The sequence below is a fragment of the Bradyrhizobium sp. AZCC 1610 genome, from assembly GCF_036924515.1.
GTDB lineage: Bacteria > Pseudomonadota > Alphaproteobacteria > Rhizobiales > Xanthobacteraceae > Bradyrhizobium.
On sequence record NZ_JAZHRR010000001.1, the window covers coordinates 6,225,608 to 6,240,726 of the forward strand.

Consider the following 15,119-nt stretch of genomic DNA (forward strand, 5'->3'; position numbering starts at 1 on the left):
TCAATGACATTGCCTGCCTCAATTGGGGAAACCGACCCAGGATCGCGATCATTCCACGATGATCGGCAGGCGTTTGTTCACGGCGCAAGCGCGATGCCGCGGAACGCCCTGACCAGCGGCCCCTCCAGCTTGCCCTCCATGCCGCAGAGGATCTGGTAGGCGTCCTGCCGGGACATTGGCGGCCTGTAGGGCCTCGACTCGACCAGCGCGGCAAAGATATCCGCGATCGTCAGCAATCTGACCAGATCGGAAATCTGCGAGCCCGCCAGTCCATCCGGGTAGCCGGTGCCATCAAGATATTCGTGATGATGCCTCACGCCATCCAGAATTTCCGGACTGATGCCCGATACGCCCTTCAACAAATCATATCCGATCACGGGATGACGCCTGATGATCTCCTCCTCCTCGGGATCGAGGCGTCCCGGCTTGTCCAGGATCGCGAGAGGAATGCGCGCCTTCCCGATGTCGTGGAGGGTCGCCGCCATTCCGAGCCGCGATATGTCCCCGTTGGAGAATCCGATATCCAGCCCAAAGGCGACCGCAACACCTGTTACAAGCAGGCAGTGCTGAAACGTACCCTCGTGATAGCGACGCACCTCGTCGAGCCATGCCGTAAGCCCGTCCTGTCCGACGCGGCTGATGATCCTCGACGTCGCACGCTGTGCGTCGACAAGCCTCAGTGGCTTGCCACGGCGCACATTCGAAAACATCGAGGCGAAGGCTGCCACACCTTCGTCCATCTTCGGCGCCGGATCCGCAGCGTTATCTTCCGCGGCCGCTTCCGCCTCTTCGATCTGCGCGACCTTGAGAATGGCTTCCTTGGGGCGTGAAATGACCGCGGTCGCGCCGAGCGCATGGGCCTGCGCAACCATCGAACGGGAGAGATTGTGAACCACGAACAGCTTCTCGGGAATGCCGGCAAGCTGTTGCAAAATGAACCTGAGCTGATCGACGCGAGTCATCTGCCGCAGGTCGATGTCGACCATCAGCACGCCATGCGACCTGATCCCGGTGCCGTCGCCGCCCAGCACCCAGGGAAGCACGGCGTGTTGCGGTTCGAGCATCGCGCGAATCGCCGGCAACTTCGTCGGTTCGTCTGTCACAAAATAGACGAGCATCCCAAGACTTCCGTACGCCGTAACAGTGAGGTGGCTGCCCTTTAAAATTGAAGCACTAAAAAGAAAGAAAATGAACTATCTTGCCGGTGGTTCCGGACGACCGGGCCCCACACTTTGTGCCATCGGCATCTCAAACACTTAATCAACATCAGACTTGGCTACCTTGCCGTTAAGCTTCCACCTCGTATAACTACGTACCTCAAACAGGTGAGCACGTCGGTCGACTACCGAAGGACCATCAGATCGGGGGCATCGTCAGTGAATGATCTCCTGTCGTCCCGAAGCCAGCCGGGAACCGAGAGATTGACGTTGCGCGCTTTGATCTCGATCGGCTGCCTGTTCGCCGCCGTCCCGGCGTTCGCGCAGGCCGATCTCGCTGGTGCTACGACCAAACTCACGCTGCAGGTCGCGACCGCCATGCTCGGCGAAAAATGCCGCCGCATCGAAGCGCCAGATCCGGCGTCGCTTGCTTCGGTATCACTGCACCGGACCTTCCACGATGATTTCGACACCCATCCGCTGCTGGATGGAAGGTGGGCGTCACACTACGCCGGCGGCGCCGCCTGGCCGGAAGCGCGCTATTGGGGCGGCGAAGGCTCCGACTTCAGGCGCAAAACCAGTTATAACGGCGAGCAGCAGATCTATGTCGATCCGCGCTATGGCGGGCGGGAAACAACGCCGCTCGGCCTCGATCCGTTCAAGGTCAGCGACGGCATTCTCTCGATTACAGCCAGCCGCACCCCGCCGTCACTAAAGACCGTGCTGTTCAACAACGAATATATCTCGGGCATCCTGACGACCCAGAGCCGGTTTTCCCAGAAGTACGGATACTTCGAAATCCGCGCCAAGATACCGGTCGGCATCGGCGTGTGGCCGGCGTTCTGGATGCTCGCCGATGACGGCGGCTGGCCGCCGGAAGTCGACATCATGGAGGGCCGCGGGCAACGGCCGGGCGACATCGTGATGACGACGCATTGGCGGATACCGGACACGCAGCGCGTGGAACGCTGCGGGTTTGACTTCAGGGTACCGGACGCCCCGACCGCCTACCACGACTACGGCGTGCTGTGGCAGCCGGATCGCATCACCTATTTCATCGACCGCCGGCCGGTCTCCGAGATCAAGGTCCCCATCGGCTTCGGCGAGCCCATGTATATGATCGTTAACCTCGCCATGGGCTCGAAGACTTTCGAGGGCGTGGGGTTCGTCGATGGCGAGTCGCCCGCGACCGTCGCCTTCGAGATCGACAGGATATCCGCCTACCAGATCGACGAACGCTGACCGGAGATGACGATGTTCGGAAAATTCTCGCGCCGGCATTTTGCAAAGCTTGCAGGCTTGTCTGCGCTCGGAGTGGCGGCGGGATCGGCTGACGCCGCGGCCCAAGCGACGGCCGAACGTCCTGCGCCGGCGAGTTTTCCGAAAGACTTCGTGTGGGGCACCGCCACGTCGGCCTATCAGATCGAGGGCGCGGTGAACGAAGACGGTCGCGGCCGCTCGATCTGGGATACGTTTGCCCACACGCCCGGCAAGATCGAGGACGGCACGACCGGGGATCGCGCCAACGAACACTACCACCGCCACAAGGAAGACATCGGCCTGATCCGCGAACTCGGCGCCAAGGCCTACCGGTTTTCGATCGCGTGGCCGCGGGTGTTTCCGGAAGGAACGGGTAAGCCGAACCCCAAGGGGCTCGACTTCTACGACCGCCTCATCGACGAACTGCTCAGGCACGGCATCGAGCCATACGCGACGCTCTATCACTGGGATCTGCCGCAGGCGCTCGAGGACAAAATGGGTGGCTGGCGATCCAGCGAAACGTCGAAAGCATTCGGGGATTATGCCGGCCACGTGGCGGCGCGTATCAGTGATCGCGTCAGGTCGATCTTCACGATCAACGAAGCCGGAAGGTTCGTGAATTTCGGCTATGGATGGGGCATCGATGCCCCCGGCCTCAAACTGCCGGACGCCGACGTCAACCAGGTCCGCCACCATGTGGCCCTGGCGCACGGCCTCGCCGTGCAGGCGATCCGCGCGCATGGGCGCGCGGGCACCAAGGTGGGTCCGGCCGAAAACATCGCGGCCTGCGTGCCGGCGTTCGACACGCCGGAAAACGTTCGCGCCGCCGAGATCGCGACGCGCGAACTGAACTCGGGCTTCCTCGGCGTCATCCTGGAAGGCAAATACACCGACGGGTTTCTTCGGTTCGCAGGCCCGGCCGCGCCGAAATTCACCGCCGACGAACTCAAGATCATTTCGCAGCCGAACGATTTCGTCGGCCTCAACATCTACGCGCCGCAATTCTACATCGCCGCTTCCGACAAGCCGCCGGGCTGGAGCGTGCTGCCCTTCCCCGCCTCGTTCCCGCACATGAATTCCGACTGGCTCAGGGTCGGCCCCGAGACGATCTACTGGGCGCCGCGTCTGGCGGCAAAAGTCTGGAACATCGAGACGATCTACATCAGCGAGAACGGCACCTCGTCGGAAGACAAGCTTCGCGCCGACGGCCAGGTCTACGACCTCGATCGCATCATGTACCTGCGCAATTATCTCAGGCAGTTGCAGCGCGCGACGTCGGAGGGGGTGCCGGTCCGCGGCTATTTCCTCTGGAGCCTGATGGACAATTTCGAATGGATCTACGGCTTCGAAAAGCGCTTCGGGATCTACCATGTCGACTTCGGGACGCAGCGCCGGACGCCAAAGCTCAGCGCAGCCTTCTATCGCGACGTGGTGGCGCGGAATGCGATCGGCGTCTGAACGCCGCTAGATCATGATGCGATTGAGCAGAATCGCATCATGATCTCATCTCCTTTTTTGAGCATGATCTTTTCGGAAAACCGGTTTCCACTTTGCGCTAACGCGGCCCTTCGGGTCCGGATCATGCTAGTACCGCGCGGCTTGCCGCACCGACGAGACCTCGGGGACAGAGCGCTGCTTGCCGTCGATTGCCACAGTCGCGGCCGGTTCCTGCGCGAGCTTGCGCGATGATTCGTGACCGACGAATATGCCTGCCGCGGTGAGCAGCAGCACGACGTAAAGAGCGAACATGCCGCCAACCCATTTCCAGTAGATCCGGCGGGCGTCGGGGGTAAGGCTTTCGAGTAATCGGCGCATGACAGCCTCCTCGGCTAACCAATGCGCTGCGTATACGCCGCAAGCCACACCCGGTGTGTGACGTACTTCACAGATGCCAGTTTGACATGGAGAACCCGTGACCGGAGCGGAATTGAAGAAACTTCGCGCGCATCTCGGTGAGGCCATCGGCCAGCCGCTGTCGGTGGCCGACATGGCCAAACTCTGCGGGCTGCCGGCTTCCGACGGCGCCGACACCATTCGCAAATGGGAGGTCACCGGCCCGACCGGGCCTGTGGCGGAGCTGCTGCGCATCCTGGCGATGGCCAGCGACCACTATCCGATCCTCGATATGTTCAACGTGTTCGACCGCCACGACGTCCCGGTGAAAGACCGCCCGGCCCGCCGGCAGGCCTTCCGCGAACAGATGCGCAGCGACGTGCGGCGCCGCATTGGTTAAGCAAAGCTTGCCGGGAGGCTTCGCGGACTTCGAAAATTAAGCCTTTCCTTACCTTTGATTAGGCCCTCGTTAAGTACAAAAAATGTTTGTCCGCCAATGGGTTGGGTTACAGCCCGCTGTCACCTCGGAGTGACAGCATTTTAGATAAAAGCTGTCTATGTGCGTGGCCATGGATGGCGCCCGCACGGGGTGTCGCCGAACGGTTTTCGGAGACAGCAAACATGAAGAAGATTCTGCTCGCCCTTGTGGCCCTCGCAACCATCACCGTCGCTGCACCTGCGGCCGGTGCCGATCTCGGTGCGCGCCCCTACTACAAACAGCCGCCCGTCTATGCGCCGGCCGTCGTCTACAACTGGACCGGCTTCTATCTCGGCGGCCATCTCGGCGGCGCCTTCAGCGGCAGCAACGACTTCAACGGTGCGGTGCTGAGCGAGTCCAGCGCCCGCCTGCTCGGCGGCGTTCAGGCCGGCCTCGATTGGCAATTCGCGCAGAACTGGGTGCTCGGCACCGAGGGCCAGTATTCCTGGCTCGGCAAGAGCAACCTCACCGCCACCTTCCCCGGCGGCTACGTCTACACCAACGATCAGCGCGGCCTCGGTTCGATCACGGCCCGCATCGGCTACACCTGGGGTCCGGGCCTGGTCTATGTCAAAGGCGGTTACGCCTATTCCGACAACAGCGAGAGGGTGACCCTGGCCGGCGCTCCGATCCCCTTCCTGCTCGATGGCAACCACAGCCACGGCTGGACCGTCGGCCACCGGCGTCGAGTACATGGTCGCCCCGAACTGGTCGGTCAAAGGCGAATACATGTATTATGACTTCGGCAGCACGCGCTTCGCGAGCCCTGCCGTGCTGGCGCCGTTCGGAAGCTTCCATACCGAAGACCACACGCTGAAGCTCGGCGTCAACTATCGCTTCAACTTCGCAAGCCCCGTGGCCGCACGCTACTGAGCGCTTTCAACTGCGAATTGCGAAAGGCCGGTTTTCATGCCGGCCTTTTGTTTTTCGCCGCCGTTTTCCGGTTCACGGAAAAAATCCGTCAAAGGCAGGCAACCGGCTGTCAAAAATGCGGCGAAAAGCCTTCCGGTTTCCAAACTTGTTAACCGGGTACCGCGATACTGCCGCGCGAGGAAACATCTCAAGGTAGCGTAGACGGGGCAGCGGGCAAATGGCGGCACGATCCAATTCACGGCTCAAGGGTTTTAGCTTCGGCGTCAGGGGCAGTCTGTTTGCCGCCTTCGCCGTCATCGCCGGCATGGCGATCGTCATCTCCGCCGGCGCCGGCCTGATGCTCGGGCGGCTCGGCGGGACCATGGTCGATCTGAGCGGCCGGGATATCCCCCGTCTCGCCGCCAGCCTGCAGCTATCGGCACAGAGCGCGAGCCTTGCCAGCCAGGGGCCGGCGCTGCTGGCCGCGCGCAGCGAAGAGGCGTTGAACGATCGAACCAAGAAAATGAAGGAAACCCAGGCGGTCGCGCTGAAGAAGCTCGGCGAGATCGTCGAACTCGGTGCCGACAAGGCGGTCGTCGCGGCGCTCACCGAGAACATGAAGAACATCGACGAGGTGATCAAGAGCCTCGGCTCGGCCGCGCGCGAGCGGCTCGAACTGGCCGCCCAGCACGAAAAGCTCTACGACGCGGTGCGCAAGGCCCAGCGGCGCTTCGTGGCAGCTGCCGGCCCTGCGGCAATCGACGCGCAGACCGAGCTCTACAGCATCTACGCTGCCCCCAACTTCTCGCAAACCGATGCGATCCGGGCACACAAGACGGCCGACCAACTCGCCGACATCGCCGCCAGCGGCAATCTCATGGCGTTCGACATGATCGCCGCGCTGTCGACCACCAGCGGCGATGTACTCGAAGCCACCGGCAGGGATTTCCGCACCGCGCAGGCGCGCGTGAAGGCGAATCTCGAAGCGCTGCCCAAGACCACAGCGATGCGGTCCGTTCAAAACACAACCTTGGGCCTGCTGGCGCTTGCCGACGGCAAGACCGGCGTCTTCAAGGTCCGCCAGCAGGAACTGGATGCGGACGATTTCGGCCAGACCATTCTGGAGGAAACCCGCAAGCTCAATGTCGGCCTCGGCATCAGCGTGCAGCAATTGGTCGACGCCGTGCAGAAGGAAACCGACGCCGCGGCCTGGCAGGCGCGTCAGGAGATCTCGTTCGGGACCATGGTCATGCTCGCCCTCGGCGTGCTGACGCTGGTCGGTTCGATCCTGTTCGTCTGGCTCTATGTCGGCCGCAACATCCTGCGGCGAATCAGCAATCTGCAGCGCTCGATGCAGGTGTTGTCCAGCGGCGACCTCGAATCGGAGGTCTATCAAAGCCCCCAGCAGGACGAGATCGGCGCCATGGCGGATTCGCTGCAGGTGTTCCGCGAGAGCATGATCCAGAGCCGCGCGCTCTCGGCCGAGCAGGACAAGGACCGCATCGCCAAGGGCGAACGCGCCAACCGCATGGAAGCGCGCATCGTCGAGTTCGAATCCACTGTTCGCAGCGCGCTCGACAGCCTGCAATCCGCGGCGGGCTCGATGCAGTCGACCGCGCAAAGCATGTCGGCGACAGCCGATCAATCGAGCGCACTGGTGACCGCGGTGGCGACGGCCGCCGAGCAGACCTCAGCCAACGTGCAGACCGTGTCGTCGGGCACCGAGGAATTGTCCTCCTCAATCGAGGAAATCGGCCGTCAGGTCATCACCTCGGCGGAGATCGCCCGCAAGGCGGTTGAGGACGCCGGTGAGACCGATGCCACCATGCAGGGGCTTGCGGACAATGCCGCGCGGATCAGCGTGGTGGTCGATCTGATCCAGACTATCGCCTCGCAGACCAACCTGCTGGCGCTGAACGCCACCATCGAGGCGGCACGCGCCGGCGACGCCGGCCGCGGCTTCGCCGTGGTCGCCTCCGAGGTGAAGAGCCTCGCCAACCAGACCGCCAAGGCCACCGACGAGATCCGCCAGCAGATCGTCAGCATGCAGACGGTGACGACGACCGCGGTCTCGGCGATCAGGAACATCAGCAACACGATCAGCGAGATCAACGAGGTGACCACCGCGATCGCGGCCGCGGTCGAGGAGCAGGGTGCGGCGACGCGCGAGATCGCGCGCAACATCCAGCACGCCGCCGGCGGCACCAGCGAGGTTTCCACCAACATCGTCGGTGTCTCCAGCGCCTCGTCGCAGGCCGGAACCGCCGCCGGCCAGGTGCTGACCGCCTCCGGCGCGCTGCGCCGCGAGGCCGACGTGCTGCGCGAAGAGATCGACGCGTTCCTGTCGAACATCCGGGCGGCGTAGAAAGACACCGTCATTCCGGGGCTATGCGAAGCATAGAACCCGGAATGACGACCGAACCGCCAATTCATGTCCTTTGTCCCATCCCCTATCCGTTTTTTCGGCTAGCGCGGCGCCGCCTCTACCGCTAAGCCGGTAGCATGCATTCGAAAACCGACATGGTGCAGTCCTCGGCCGAGGCACTGCGATACCCCTTCGAAAATCACCCCGGCCACGATCAGGTCGTCGAGGTGGTGCCGGGCGTGCTTTGGGTCCGCCTCAAGCTGCCGTTCCGGCTCAATCACGTGAACATCTACCTGCTCGCCGACGGCGACGGCTGGGCGATGGTCGATTCCGGCTTCGGCAATGAGGAATCCATTGCGGCCTGGACGACCCTGTTCGAGGGGCCGCTGCGGCATGTGAAGATCACGCGGCTGATCGTTACCCATTCGCATCCCGATCACGTCGGCCTTGCCGGATGGATCACGGAGCGCTTCGACTGCCTGCTGCAGATGTCGCAGGTCGAATATCTACAATCGGTCTATCACCAGAACCGCGGCACCGAGGAGCGGCGCAACGCGCAGCGGCTGTTCTTCCGCCGGCACGGCATGGACGAAAGCCTGACCGACAGATTGCTCGGCCGCGGCCAGGATTATTTGAAGCGAGTTTCGGTGCTGCCGCCGTCCTACCGCCGCATCTCGCATGGCGACGAGGTCGTGATCGGCACGCGGCGCTTCAAGGTGATCACCGGCGGCGGCCACGCGCTCGACCAGGTGATGCTATATTGCGCGGCCGACAAATTGTTCCTCTCGGCCGACCAGGTGCTGAGCAAGATTTCACCCAATGTCAGCGTCTGGGCGGTCGAGCCCGACCAGAACTCGCTCGGGGAATATCTGGCCTCGCTCGCGAGCCTGACCACCACGCTGCCCTACGACGTGATGGTGCTGCCCGGCCACGGCGTGCCGTTCTACGGGCTGAAGACCCGCATCAAGCAGCTCGCCGACCATCACGAGGACCGCTGCCGCCTGATCGCCGAAGCCTGCCGGGAAGCCCCCCAAACCTCGAAGGAGCTGGTGCCCGTCGTGTTCCACAAGCACGTGCTGGACGAGCACCAGATGGGCTTTGCCGCCGGCGAACTGGTCGCGCACGTCAACTACATGCTGGTCGAGGGACGGCTGACCTCAGAGGTTGCCGACGGCGTGCTGCGGTTCAGGACGACGTGACATCCTCGAGCGCGTGCTCATACACCTAAATCCGTAAGCAACGATTCCTGCTTGGTGGCCTCATCGGCGCGCGGGCACGGTCGATGGACCGGTCAAACCGAGCGATTTGGCGGTCTTGATATCGGCGACCAATTCGATCTGTGTCGGGTCGACGGTGCGGCTGGAGCGGGCGTGACGGCAACTTCATCCAGATCCTGCAATCCTGGTTCCTTGGCCGGCGTCGCTGCAGACACGCCCACGAGGTTCGCTTGGCGGCTTACGACGATCGTCAATGCACAGACCAGATAGAAGCCGACGCCGAGCGCGTATGTGTTGGCGATGCCGAATTCGATCGACAAGGCCATGCCCAGCACCGACGCAACCATCGACGTAATACCGTTGGCGCTCCAGAAGAACGGATGCAGCTCCGAGTGACGGCGCCAGATACTCAGCCCGACCGGGAACATCATTCCCATGCAGAACGCCGGGGGCGCCAGGAGCAGTACGGACAACAGAATGCGCATGTCGGTAGCTTCCGATCGCGCCCAGGTAGTGAGCAAGGTGGTCAACAACCCCGCCGCCACGAGCGTTGTCAGGAGTGCGACAACCCTGGCGATGACTACGCCCGGTCGAGGGAAATGCGCACCGACCGTGGCGCTGCCGATCCCGCTGAAGAGAAGAATGGTGAAAAGTACGACACTGAGCCCGTAGACGGGATGTCCGAGGAAGACCATCAGCCGCTGCATCTGCGATATCTCGATCAGCATGAAGCCCATGCCGATCGCGCAAAAATACGTTACGGGTGGCGTCAGCGTTGACAGTGGCATCCGTCTCGCGAGACGAACAAAAGGATCGATGATGTAGTAGCCGCAGGCGAAAAGCGCTAGCGCGAGGAGCATCAGGGTCGTGCGGATCGCCGCATTGTTATACGAAAGGGTCGATAAGGGCTTGGTGAAAAGATCCCCGAAGCGCGACGTATAGAAGAAGAACGGATTGTCGTCTGTCGAGGGAGTGACGTTTTCCGGTAGTGATGCAAAAAAAGCCGCATCTGCCTTGCCGGACATCAATGTCGACGTGACGGCGTCAAAAGTGACATCCGGCCCCAGCAATATCTTGAAGCCCTGGGCCAGAAGTCTTTCTCGCGCACCTTGCCACTGGACATTGGTGAAGGCGTCGGGACGGGTAATCACCGTTACGATGCCGCCGACGTTCACTACGATAACATGGTTCGAAAGCTCGGCTGCTGGCACGCCTTTGCGTTGGAGCGCGCTCGCTGCGATCGCCACGAGGCGATAGAGCTCGCCGCGGTGATGCTCCGGCTCGTACCAGCGCGATATCGACAGCAGTCCGCCAGGCTTTAGCGCCCGGTAAAAATCGCTCCATGCCTCCACGGTATAGAGACGGTTCTCCGTGAGAGTTAAGCCGCCGGCGGCTGTTGCGGCCCAGGTGTCGATCAGCGATATCTGGACAAGATCGTATCGATCGGATGAATGGTTGATGTAGCTGCGGGCTTCGGCATTGACCAGCGACACGCCGGGCTGGCGATCGAGATGGCCGGAGAAATCGGCGAACTTGTCGGTGAGGACTTCGAAGATCGCGGGATTGATCTCAATTCCGCGGATGCGCTTGGCGCCGAAATAGAGCGCGGAAAGAATGTCACGACCGCCGCCCACGCCAACGACAGCGACGTCGGCCGCTGGCTGCACCAGGTAAGCGGCATTGATGACGTCGTCCTTCAGGTAGGATAGCTTGCCAATATTGCCGTCGTACCGGGTGATGATCGTGCCCGCATCCGCGTCGATGTCGAGATACTTCTGCTCGATTTTCGTCTCATGCGGATGGGCGAAGCCCCAGCCGAACGGACCGGTCTCGCCCATCGCGGTCACCCTGACGCGCGAGTAAGTATTCCAGCGTTCGAACAGCGTTCCCATCTGCTGGGCCCCCTTGGCCCAGAACACGCCCAGATGGCTTTTGCCGGAAACATCAAGTCCAGTGTGCACGCTGGCTGCAGCAGCCAGCGTAAGCGCGACGGCGCCGCTCAGGCGCAGGCTGCGGATGTCGCCGCTGTCCCGCACGACCAGCCAACCCGCAGCGGCGGCAAAAGCTCCGATCCACAAGGTGGCGCTCACGGGATCGACGACGAGCAATACGAAAATGACTCCGAGGCATCCGAGCGCTGCCCCTAAAAGATCGGCCGCATAGAGCCGTCCGCCGCCGTATGGCAGGCGAGTCAACAAAAGCGTTATGCAAACCCCGCTTTCGGTAAACGGCATGACGAACGTCAACGCCGCAATCGCCACGACCACCGCCACAGAGTGCTCGGGAATGACGAGCGGCGCGCACAGGAAGACAACCATTGCGCCAACGCCTGCTATCGCAAACCACGATGCGTGGCGTGCGAATTCCACTCCCACCTTTTCGGGCGTGTAGCGGGCCGGGTTGTTATAGACCTCCATCGCCCCGCGAGTCAGTCCAAGCATCGCAAGTGAAATGGCCGCAAATGCAAAATGATAATACAGCATGACGCTGAAGAAACGAGTTATCAGTATCTGGTAGGACAGCGTGGCGCAGGCCAATACAAAAATTGCAAAATAATGGCGGCCTAGAATTTTGGGGAATGCATGCAAGACAATGTCCTCAAGGAAATCTCGACCGACGCGCGCGATGCAGACGTTCCGTGGACGTTGAATGAAACTCCTAACAAGCTATTGACCAGGCCATGGCCGGATCCGGTATCAAAGTCGCTGCCCGCACACGGTCGCCCAGAGCTACTTCCCATAATGTTTGCTCGATAATTCACTCGGATGCCCATTGGTTCCGGCGGCACTTTATCGACGCCAACGGCCGCCACGATTGCTCGTGGCAGCCGCGGGCCAGGGACTGGTGCCGGTCGTGTTCCGCAAGCACGTGCTCGACGAGCACCAGATGGGCTTTGCGGCCGGCGAATTGGTCGCGCACGTCAATTACATGCTGGTCGAGGGCCGCCTGACCGCAGAGGTGAGCGATGGGGTGCTGCGGTTCCGGACGACCTGATACTTCGGGGTGTTTGCGCGCACAGGTCAAACCCGTAAGACTGTCGCACATGTCAGACCTTGGTGTGCAATTGCCGACTACCCACGATGCCGTTCGTGAACTCGGATCGCGCGAAGATGCGGCGGCACTGAAAACCCTCGCCGTAGCCGCGGCAGTTGACGATCAATTCTTGCGACGGACGGCGCTGGAAGTTATCGGACGCCACCCAAGGGGGCGCGAACTGTCTGCCATCGTCCTGGAAGCCTTTAGGGATCCTTCCGAATATGTGGTGCGTGCGGCCTGTGAGATCGCCGAACAATGGAGGCTGCTGGAGGCACACGACCTTGTTTTGTCCCACCTCGCGAATGCCTCTGGCGCCACGAGGCAAGCGGCAATTCGCGCGCTAGGCGCCATCTGGCGCGAGACAGATTTTCCGCCGATGTTCAACATCTACGCCAGGGATCACGAAACTGGCATTCGCAGAGAAGCCGCCTGGGTGCTGCGGCAGCGCGCCACCCCGGCAGACAGGCGAATCCTCTTCGATGCCCTGTATGTCGATGAACTGGCCCGACACCGGGTATGGGCTTGCGAGCTTGCCGAAAGCTTATCCGGCCCAGAAATCCTGCCCGCGCTGTCATCGCTGGCTTCGGACCCTGATGGTCACGTTCGAAAGGCGGCAGCGCGGGCCATTCAAGCAATTTCAAGCCGGGCATAGATCGCATCTAGCGCCTTGATCCGGATCAACATTTGCTCTGCCTAGGTAGCATCCCGGAGCGGCGCCAAAATGTGGGAATTCGCATGGACATCAAAGCTGGAAAGGCTCTAAAAAGGCGCGAAGCCAATCCGGCCGGTTCCGGTTCCAGGTCTTGTGATGGATTACAGCAAATTTTTCAGTGCCGCCCTCAACCGCCTGCATGACGAGCGGCGCTATCGCGTTTTCGCCGACCTCGAACGGATCGCGGGCCGCTTCCCGCATGCGGTCTGGCACTCGCCGAAGGGTAGCCGCAATGTCGTGATCTGGTGCTCCAACGACTATCTCGGCATGGGCCAGCACCCGAAAGTGGTCGGCGCCATGGTCGAGACCGCCACAAGGGTTGGCACCGGCGCCGGCGGCACCCGCAACATCGCCGGCACCCATCATCCACTGGTGCAACTCGAACAGGAACTGGCCGACCTGCACGGCAAGCAGGCCTCGCTGCTGTTCACCTCGGGCTACGTCTCGAACCAGACCGGCATCTCGACGATCGCCAAGCTGATTCCGAACTGCCTCATTCTATCTGACGCACTGAACCACAATTCGATGATCGAAGGCGTGCGCCAGGCCGGTTGCGAACGGCAGATTTTCCGCCACAACGACATGGCGCATCTGGAAGAGCTCTTGATCGCGGCGGGTCCCGAACGGCCGAAGCTGATCGCCTGCGAGAGCCTCTATTCGATGGACGGCGACATAGCCCCACTCGCCAAAATCTGCGATCTCGCCGAGAAATACGGCGCCATGACCTATGTCGACGAAGTCCATGCGGTCGGCATGTACGGCCCGCGCGGCGGCGGTATTGCCGAGCGCGACGGCGTCATGCACCGCATCGACGTGCTGGAAGGCACGCTCGCCAAGGCCTTCGGCTGCCTCGGCGGCTACATCGCAGGCAACGCCGAGATCATCGACGCGGTCCGCTCCTACGCGCCGGGCTTCATCTTCACGACAGCGCTGCCGCCGGCGATCTGTTCGGCCGCCACGGCCGCGATCCGGCATCTGAAGACCTCGAACTGGGAGCGCGAGCGCCACCAGGACCGCGCCGCCCGCGTCAAGGCGATCCTCAGTGCCGCAGGCCTCCCCGTGATGTCGAGCGAAACCCATATCGTGCCGCTGTTCGTCGGCGACCCGGAGAAGTGCAAGCAGGCCTCCGACATGCTGCTGGAAGAGCACGACATCTATATCCAGCCGATCAACTATCCGACGGTCGCCAAGGGCACCGAGCGGCTGCGGATCACGCCCTCGCCCTACCACGACGACGGCCTGATCGATCGGCTCGCGGAAGCGCTGCTGCAGGTCTGGGACCGTCTCGGCCTGCCGCTGAAGCAGAAATCGCTGGCGGCCGAGTAACCCTCCCCTCCTGGGGCGTGGACTCGTTAGCGCGCAGCCGAATTCGGATTGATGCGAGTTTGATGAAGGCTGGATAGTTGGCTGCTGCCCTGATCCAATCTGCGTCATAGCCGCGACCTGCAAGCACCAAACGAACTTGTACTCGTTTGCTTTTGGCCGCTATCTTCGGATCATGACCTGCTCCGTTCTTCTAGACCTCGACGGCACCTTGATCGATTCGCACCCCGGCATTTTGGCAAGCTGCCTTGCGGCACTGCGCGCCCTTGGACATGAACCGGATGAAACCCTCGATACAAGACTAAGACGTACCATCGGGCCTCCGCTCGAAGATATGATGCAAATCTTGCTGCAGTCATACGGAGACGACAGAGTCGGTGAAGCAGTCGCTGCCTATCGTCAACATTACGGGGAAAGTGGGTTTCTCGGAAGCGTGCCTTATCCGGGAATTGGCAAATCCCTTGAAGAGATGAAGCGGACCGGATTGCGAATCTATCTCGCGACATCAAAAAGGGCGGTTTTCGCAAGCCGCATTCTGGACCATCTGAAGTTTGCCACATACTTCGATGGCATTCATGGCTCAGTGCCGAGCGGCGAGCTGGATCACAAGCCTGAACTGCTCGCCCATATTCTGTCTAAGCATAATCTTTCGCCGTCTCACAGTCTGATGGTCGGGGATCGCCGATATGATATTTCCGGCGCCCATGCGGTCGGAATGCGCGGTCTTGGCGTGCTCTGGGGTTACGGTACCCGAGACGAACTTGAAACTGCCGGCGCAGACCGGCTGGTGGATTCCCCCGCCGATCTCGCCCGTACGGTCCTCTCGATGGTCAATGGGAAGCAATCCCCGGGCTAGGGCAGCTACGCCCTAAATCGCTGGAAATTG

The 15,119-nt window shown here is 61.8% G+C and carries 12 protein-coding genes and 2 pseudogenes; 10 read left to right on the forward strand and 4 right to left on the reverse strand.

Annotated features, from left to right (window positions below):
* Positions 1-77: 77 nt before the first annotated feature.
* Positions 78-1,118, reverse strand: coding sequence for an HD-GYP domain-containing protein (locus tag V1279_RS30650; protein WP_334443754.1), 1,041 nt, complete (start codon positions 1,116-1,118; stop codon positions 78-80).
* Between the two features lie 303 nt (positions 1,119-1,421).
* Here V1279_RS30650 and V1279_RS30655 point away from each other — a divergent pair, with 303 nt between their 5' ends.
* Both V1279_RS30655 and V1279_RS30660 read left to right on the forward strand, forming a co-directional pair.
* Positions 1,422-2,399, forward strand: coding sequence for a glycoside hydrolase family 16 protein (locus V1279_RS30655; protein ID WP_442894839.1), 978 nt, complete (start codon positions 1,422-1,424; stop codon positions 2,397-2,399).
* 12 nt (positions 2,400-2,411) lie between these two features.
* Positions 2,412-3,875 (forward strand): GH1 family beta-glucosidase, encoded by a 1,464-nt coding sequence (locus V1279_RS30660; RefSeq protein ID WP_334443756.1) that lies wholly within the window; start codon positions 2,412-2,414, stop codon positions 3,873-3,875.
* A gap of 126 nt (positions 3,876-4,001) precedes the next feature.
* Here V1279_RS30660 and V1279_RS30665 read toward each other — a convergent pair whose 3' ends face one another.
* A complete protein-coding gene (locus V1279_RS30665; protein ID WP_334443758.1) occupies positions 4,002-4,232 on the reverse strand; it encodes a hypothetical protein in 231 nt (76 codons plus the stop codon).
* A 97-nt stretch (positions 4,233-4,329) separates the two neighbouring features.
* Here V1279_RS30665 and V1279_RS30670 point away from each other — a divergent pair, with 97 nt between their 5' ends.
* Positions 4,330-4,650, forward strand: a complete 321-nt coding sequence (locus V1279_RS30670) for a helix-turn-helix domain-containing protein (RefSeq protein ID WP_334443761.1) — start codon at positions 4,330-4,332, stop codon at positions 4,648-4,650.
* A gap of 221 nt (positions 4,651-4,871) precedes the next feature.
* Positions 4,872-5,601: pseudogene (locus tag V1279_RS30675) on the forward strand (outer membrane protein).
* Here the strand turns inward: V1279_RS30675 and V1279_RS30680 are convergent.
* Positions 5,595-5,828 carry a hypothetical protein gene (locus V1279_RS30680; RefSeq protein WP_334443764.1) on the reverse strand — a complete coding sequence of 78 codons (234 nt, stop codon included), beginning with the start codon at positions 5,826-5,828 and terminating at the stop codon, positions 5,595-5,597. The pseudogene V1279_RS30675 and the gene V1279_RS30680 sit on opposite strands and share 7 nt — an antisense overlap.
* Between V1279_RS30680 and V1279_RS30685 the strand changes: the two genes are divergently transcribed.
* Both V1279_RS30685 and V1279_RS30690 read left to right on the forward strand, forming a co-directional pair.
* Complete coding sequence (locus V1279_RS30685; RefSeq protein WP_334443765.1) at positions 5,819-7,945, forward strand: methyl-accepting chemotaxis protein; 2,127 nt, start codon at positions 5,819-5,821, stop codon at positions 7,943-7,945. The genes V1279_RS30680 and V1279_RS30685 overlap by 10 nt on opposite strands.
* A 137-nt stretch (positions 7,946-8,082) precedes the next feature.
* The gene (locus V1279_RS30690) at positions 8,083-9,144 is read left to right on the forward strand and encodes an MBL fold metallo-hydrolase (protein WP_334443768.1); all 1,062 of its coding nucleotides are present in this window, start codon (positions 8,083-8,085) and stop codon (positions 9,142-9,144) included.
* Between the two features lie 92 nt (positions 9,145-9,236).
* Here V1279_RS30690 and V1279_RS30695 read toward each other — a convergent pair whose 3' ends face one another.
* Entirely contained in the window at positions 9,237-11,750 is a 2,514-nt protein-coding gene (locus V1279_RS30695; RefSeq protein ID WP_334443771.1) for a hypothetical protein, read from the reverse strand.
* 250 nt (positions 11,751-12,000) lie between these two features.
* On the opposite strand from V1279_RS30695, the pseudogene V1279_RS30700 reads away from it, so the two are divergent.
* The 4 genes and pseudogenes from V1279_RS30700 to V1279_RS30715 all read left to right on the forward strand — a co-directional run.
* A pseudogene (locus V1279_RS30700) lies at positions 12,001-12,156 on the forward strand (MBL fold metallo-hydrolase); the annotation flags it as partial.
* 49 nt (positions 12,157-12,205) lie between these two features.
* Positions 12,206-12,850 (forward strand): HEAT repeat domain-containing protein, encoded by a 645-nt coding sequence (locus V1279_RS30705; RefSeq protein ID WP_334443773.1) that lies wholly within the window; start codon positions 12,206-12,208, stop codon positions 12,848-12,850.
* 156 nt (positions 12,851-13,006) lie between these two features.
* Entirely contained in the window at positions 13,007-14,236 is a 1,230-nt protein-coding gene (gene hemA / locus V1279_RS30710; protein ID WP_334443775.1) for a 5-aminolevulinate synthase, read from the forward strand.
* 172 nt (positions 14,237-14,408) lie between these two features.
* Positions 14,409-15,089 carry an HAD hydrolase-like protein gene (locus V1279_RS30715; protein WP_334446632.1) on the forward strand — a complete coding sequence of 227 codons (681 nt, stop codon included), beginning with the start codon at positions 14,409-14,411 and terminating at the stop codon, positions 15,087-15,089.
* Positions 15,090-15,119 lie beyond the last annotated feature (30 nt).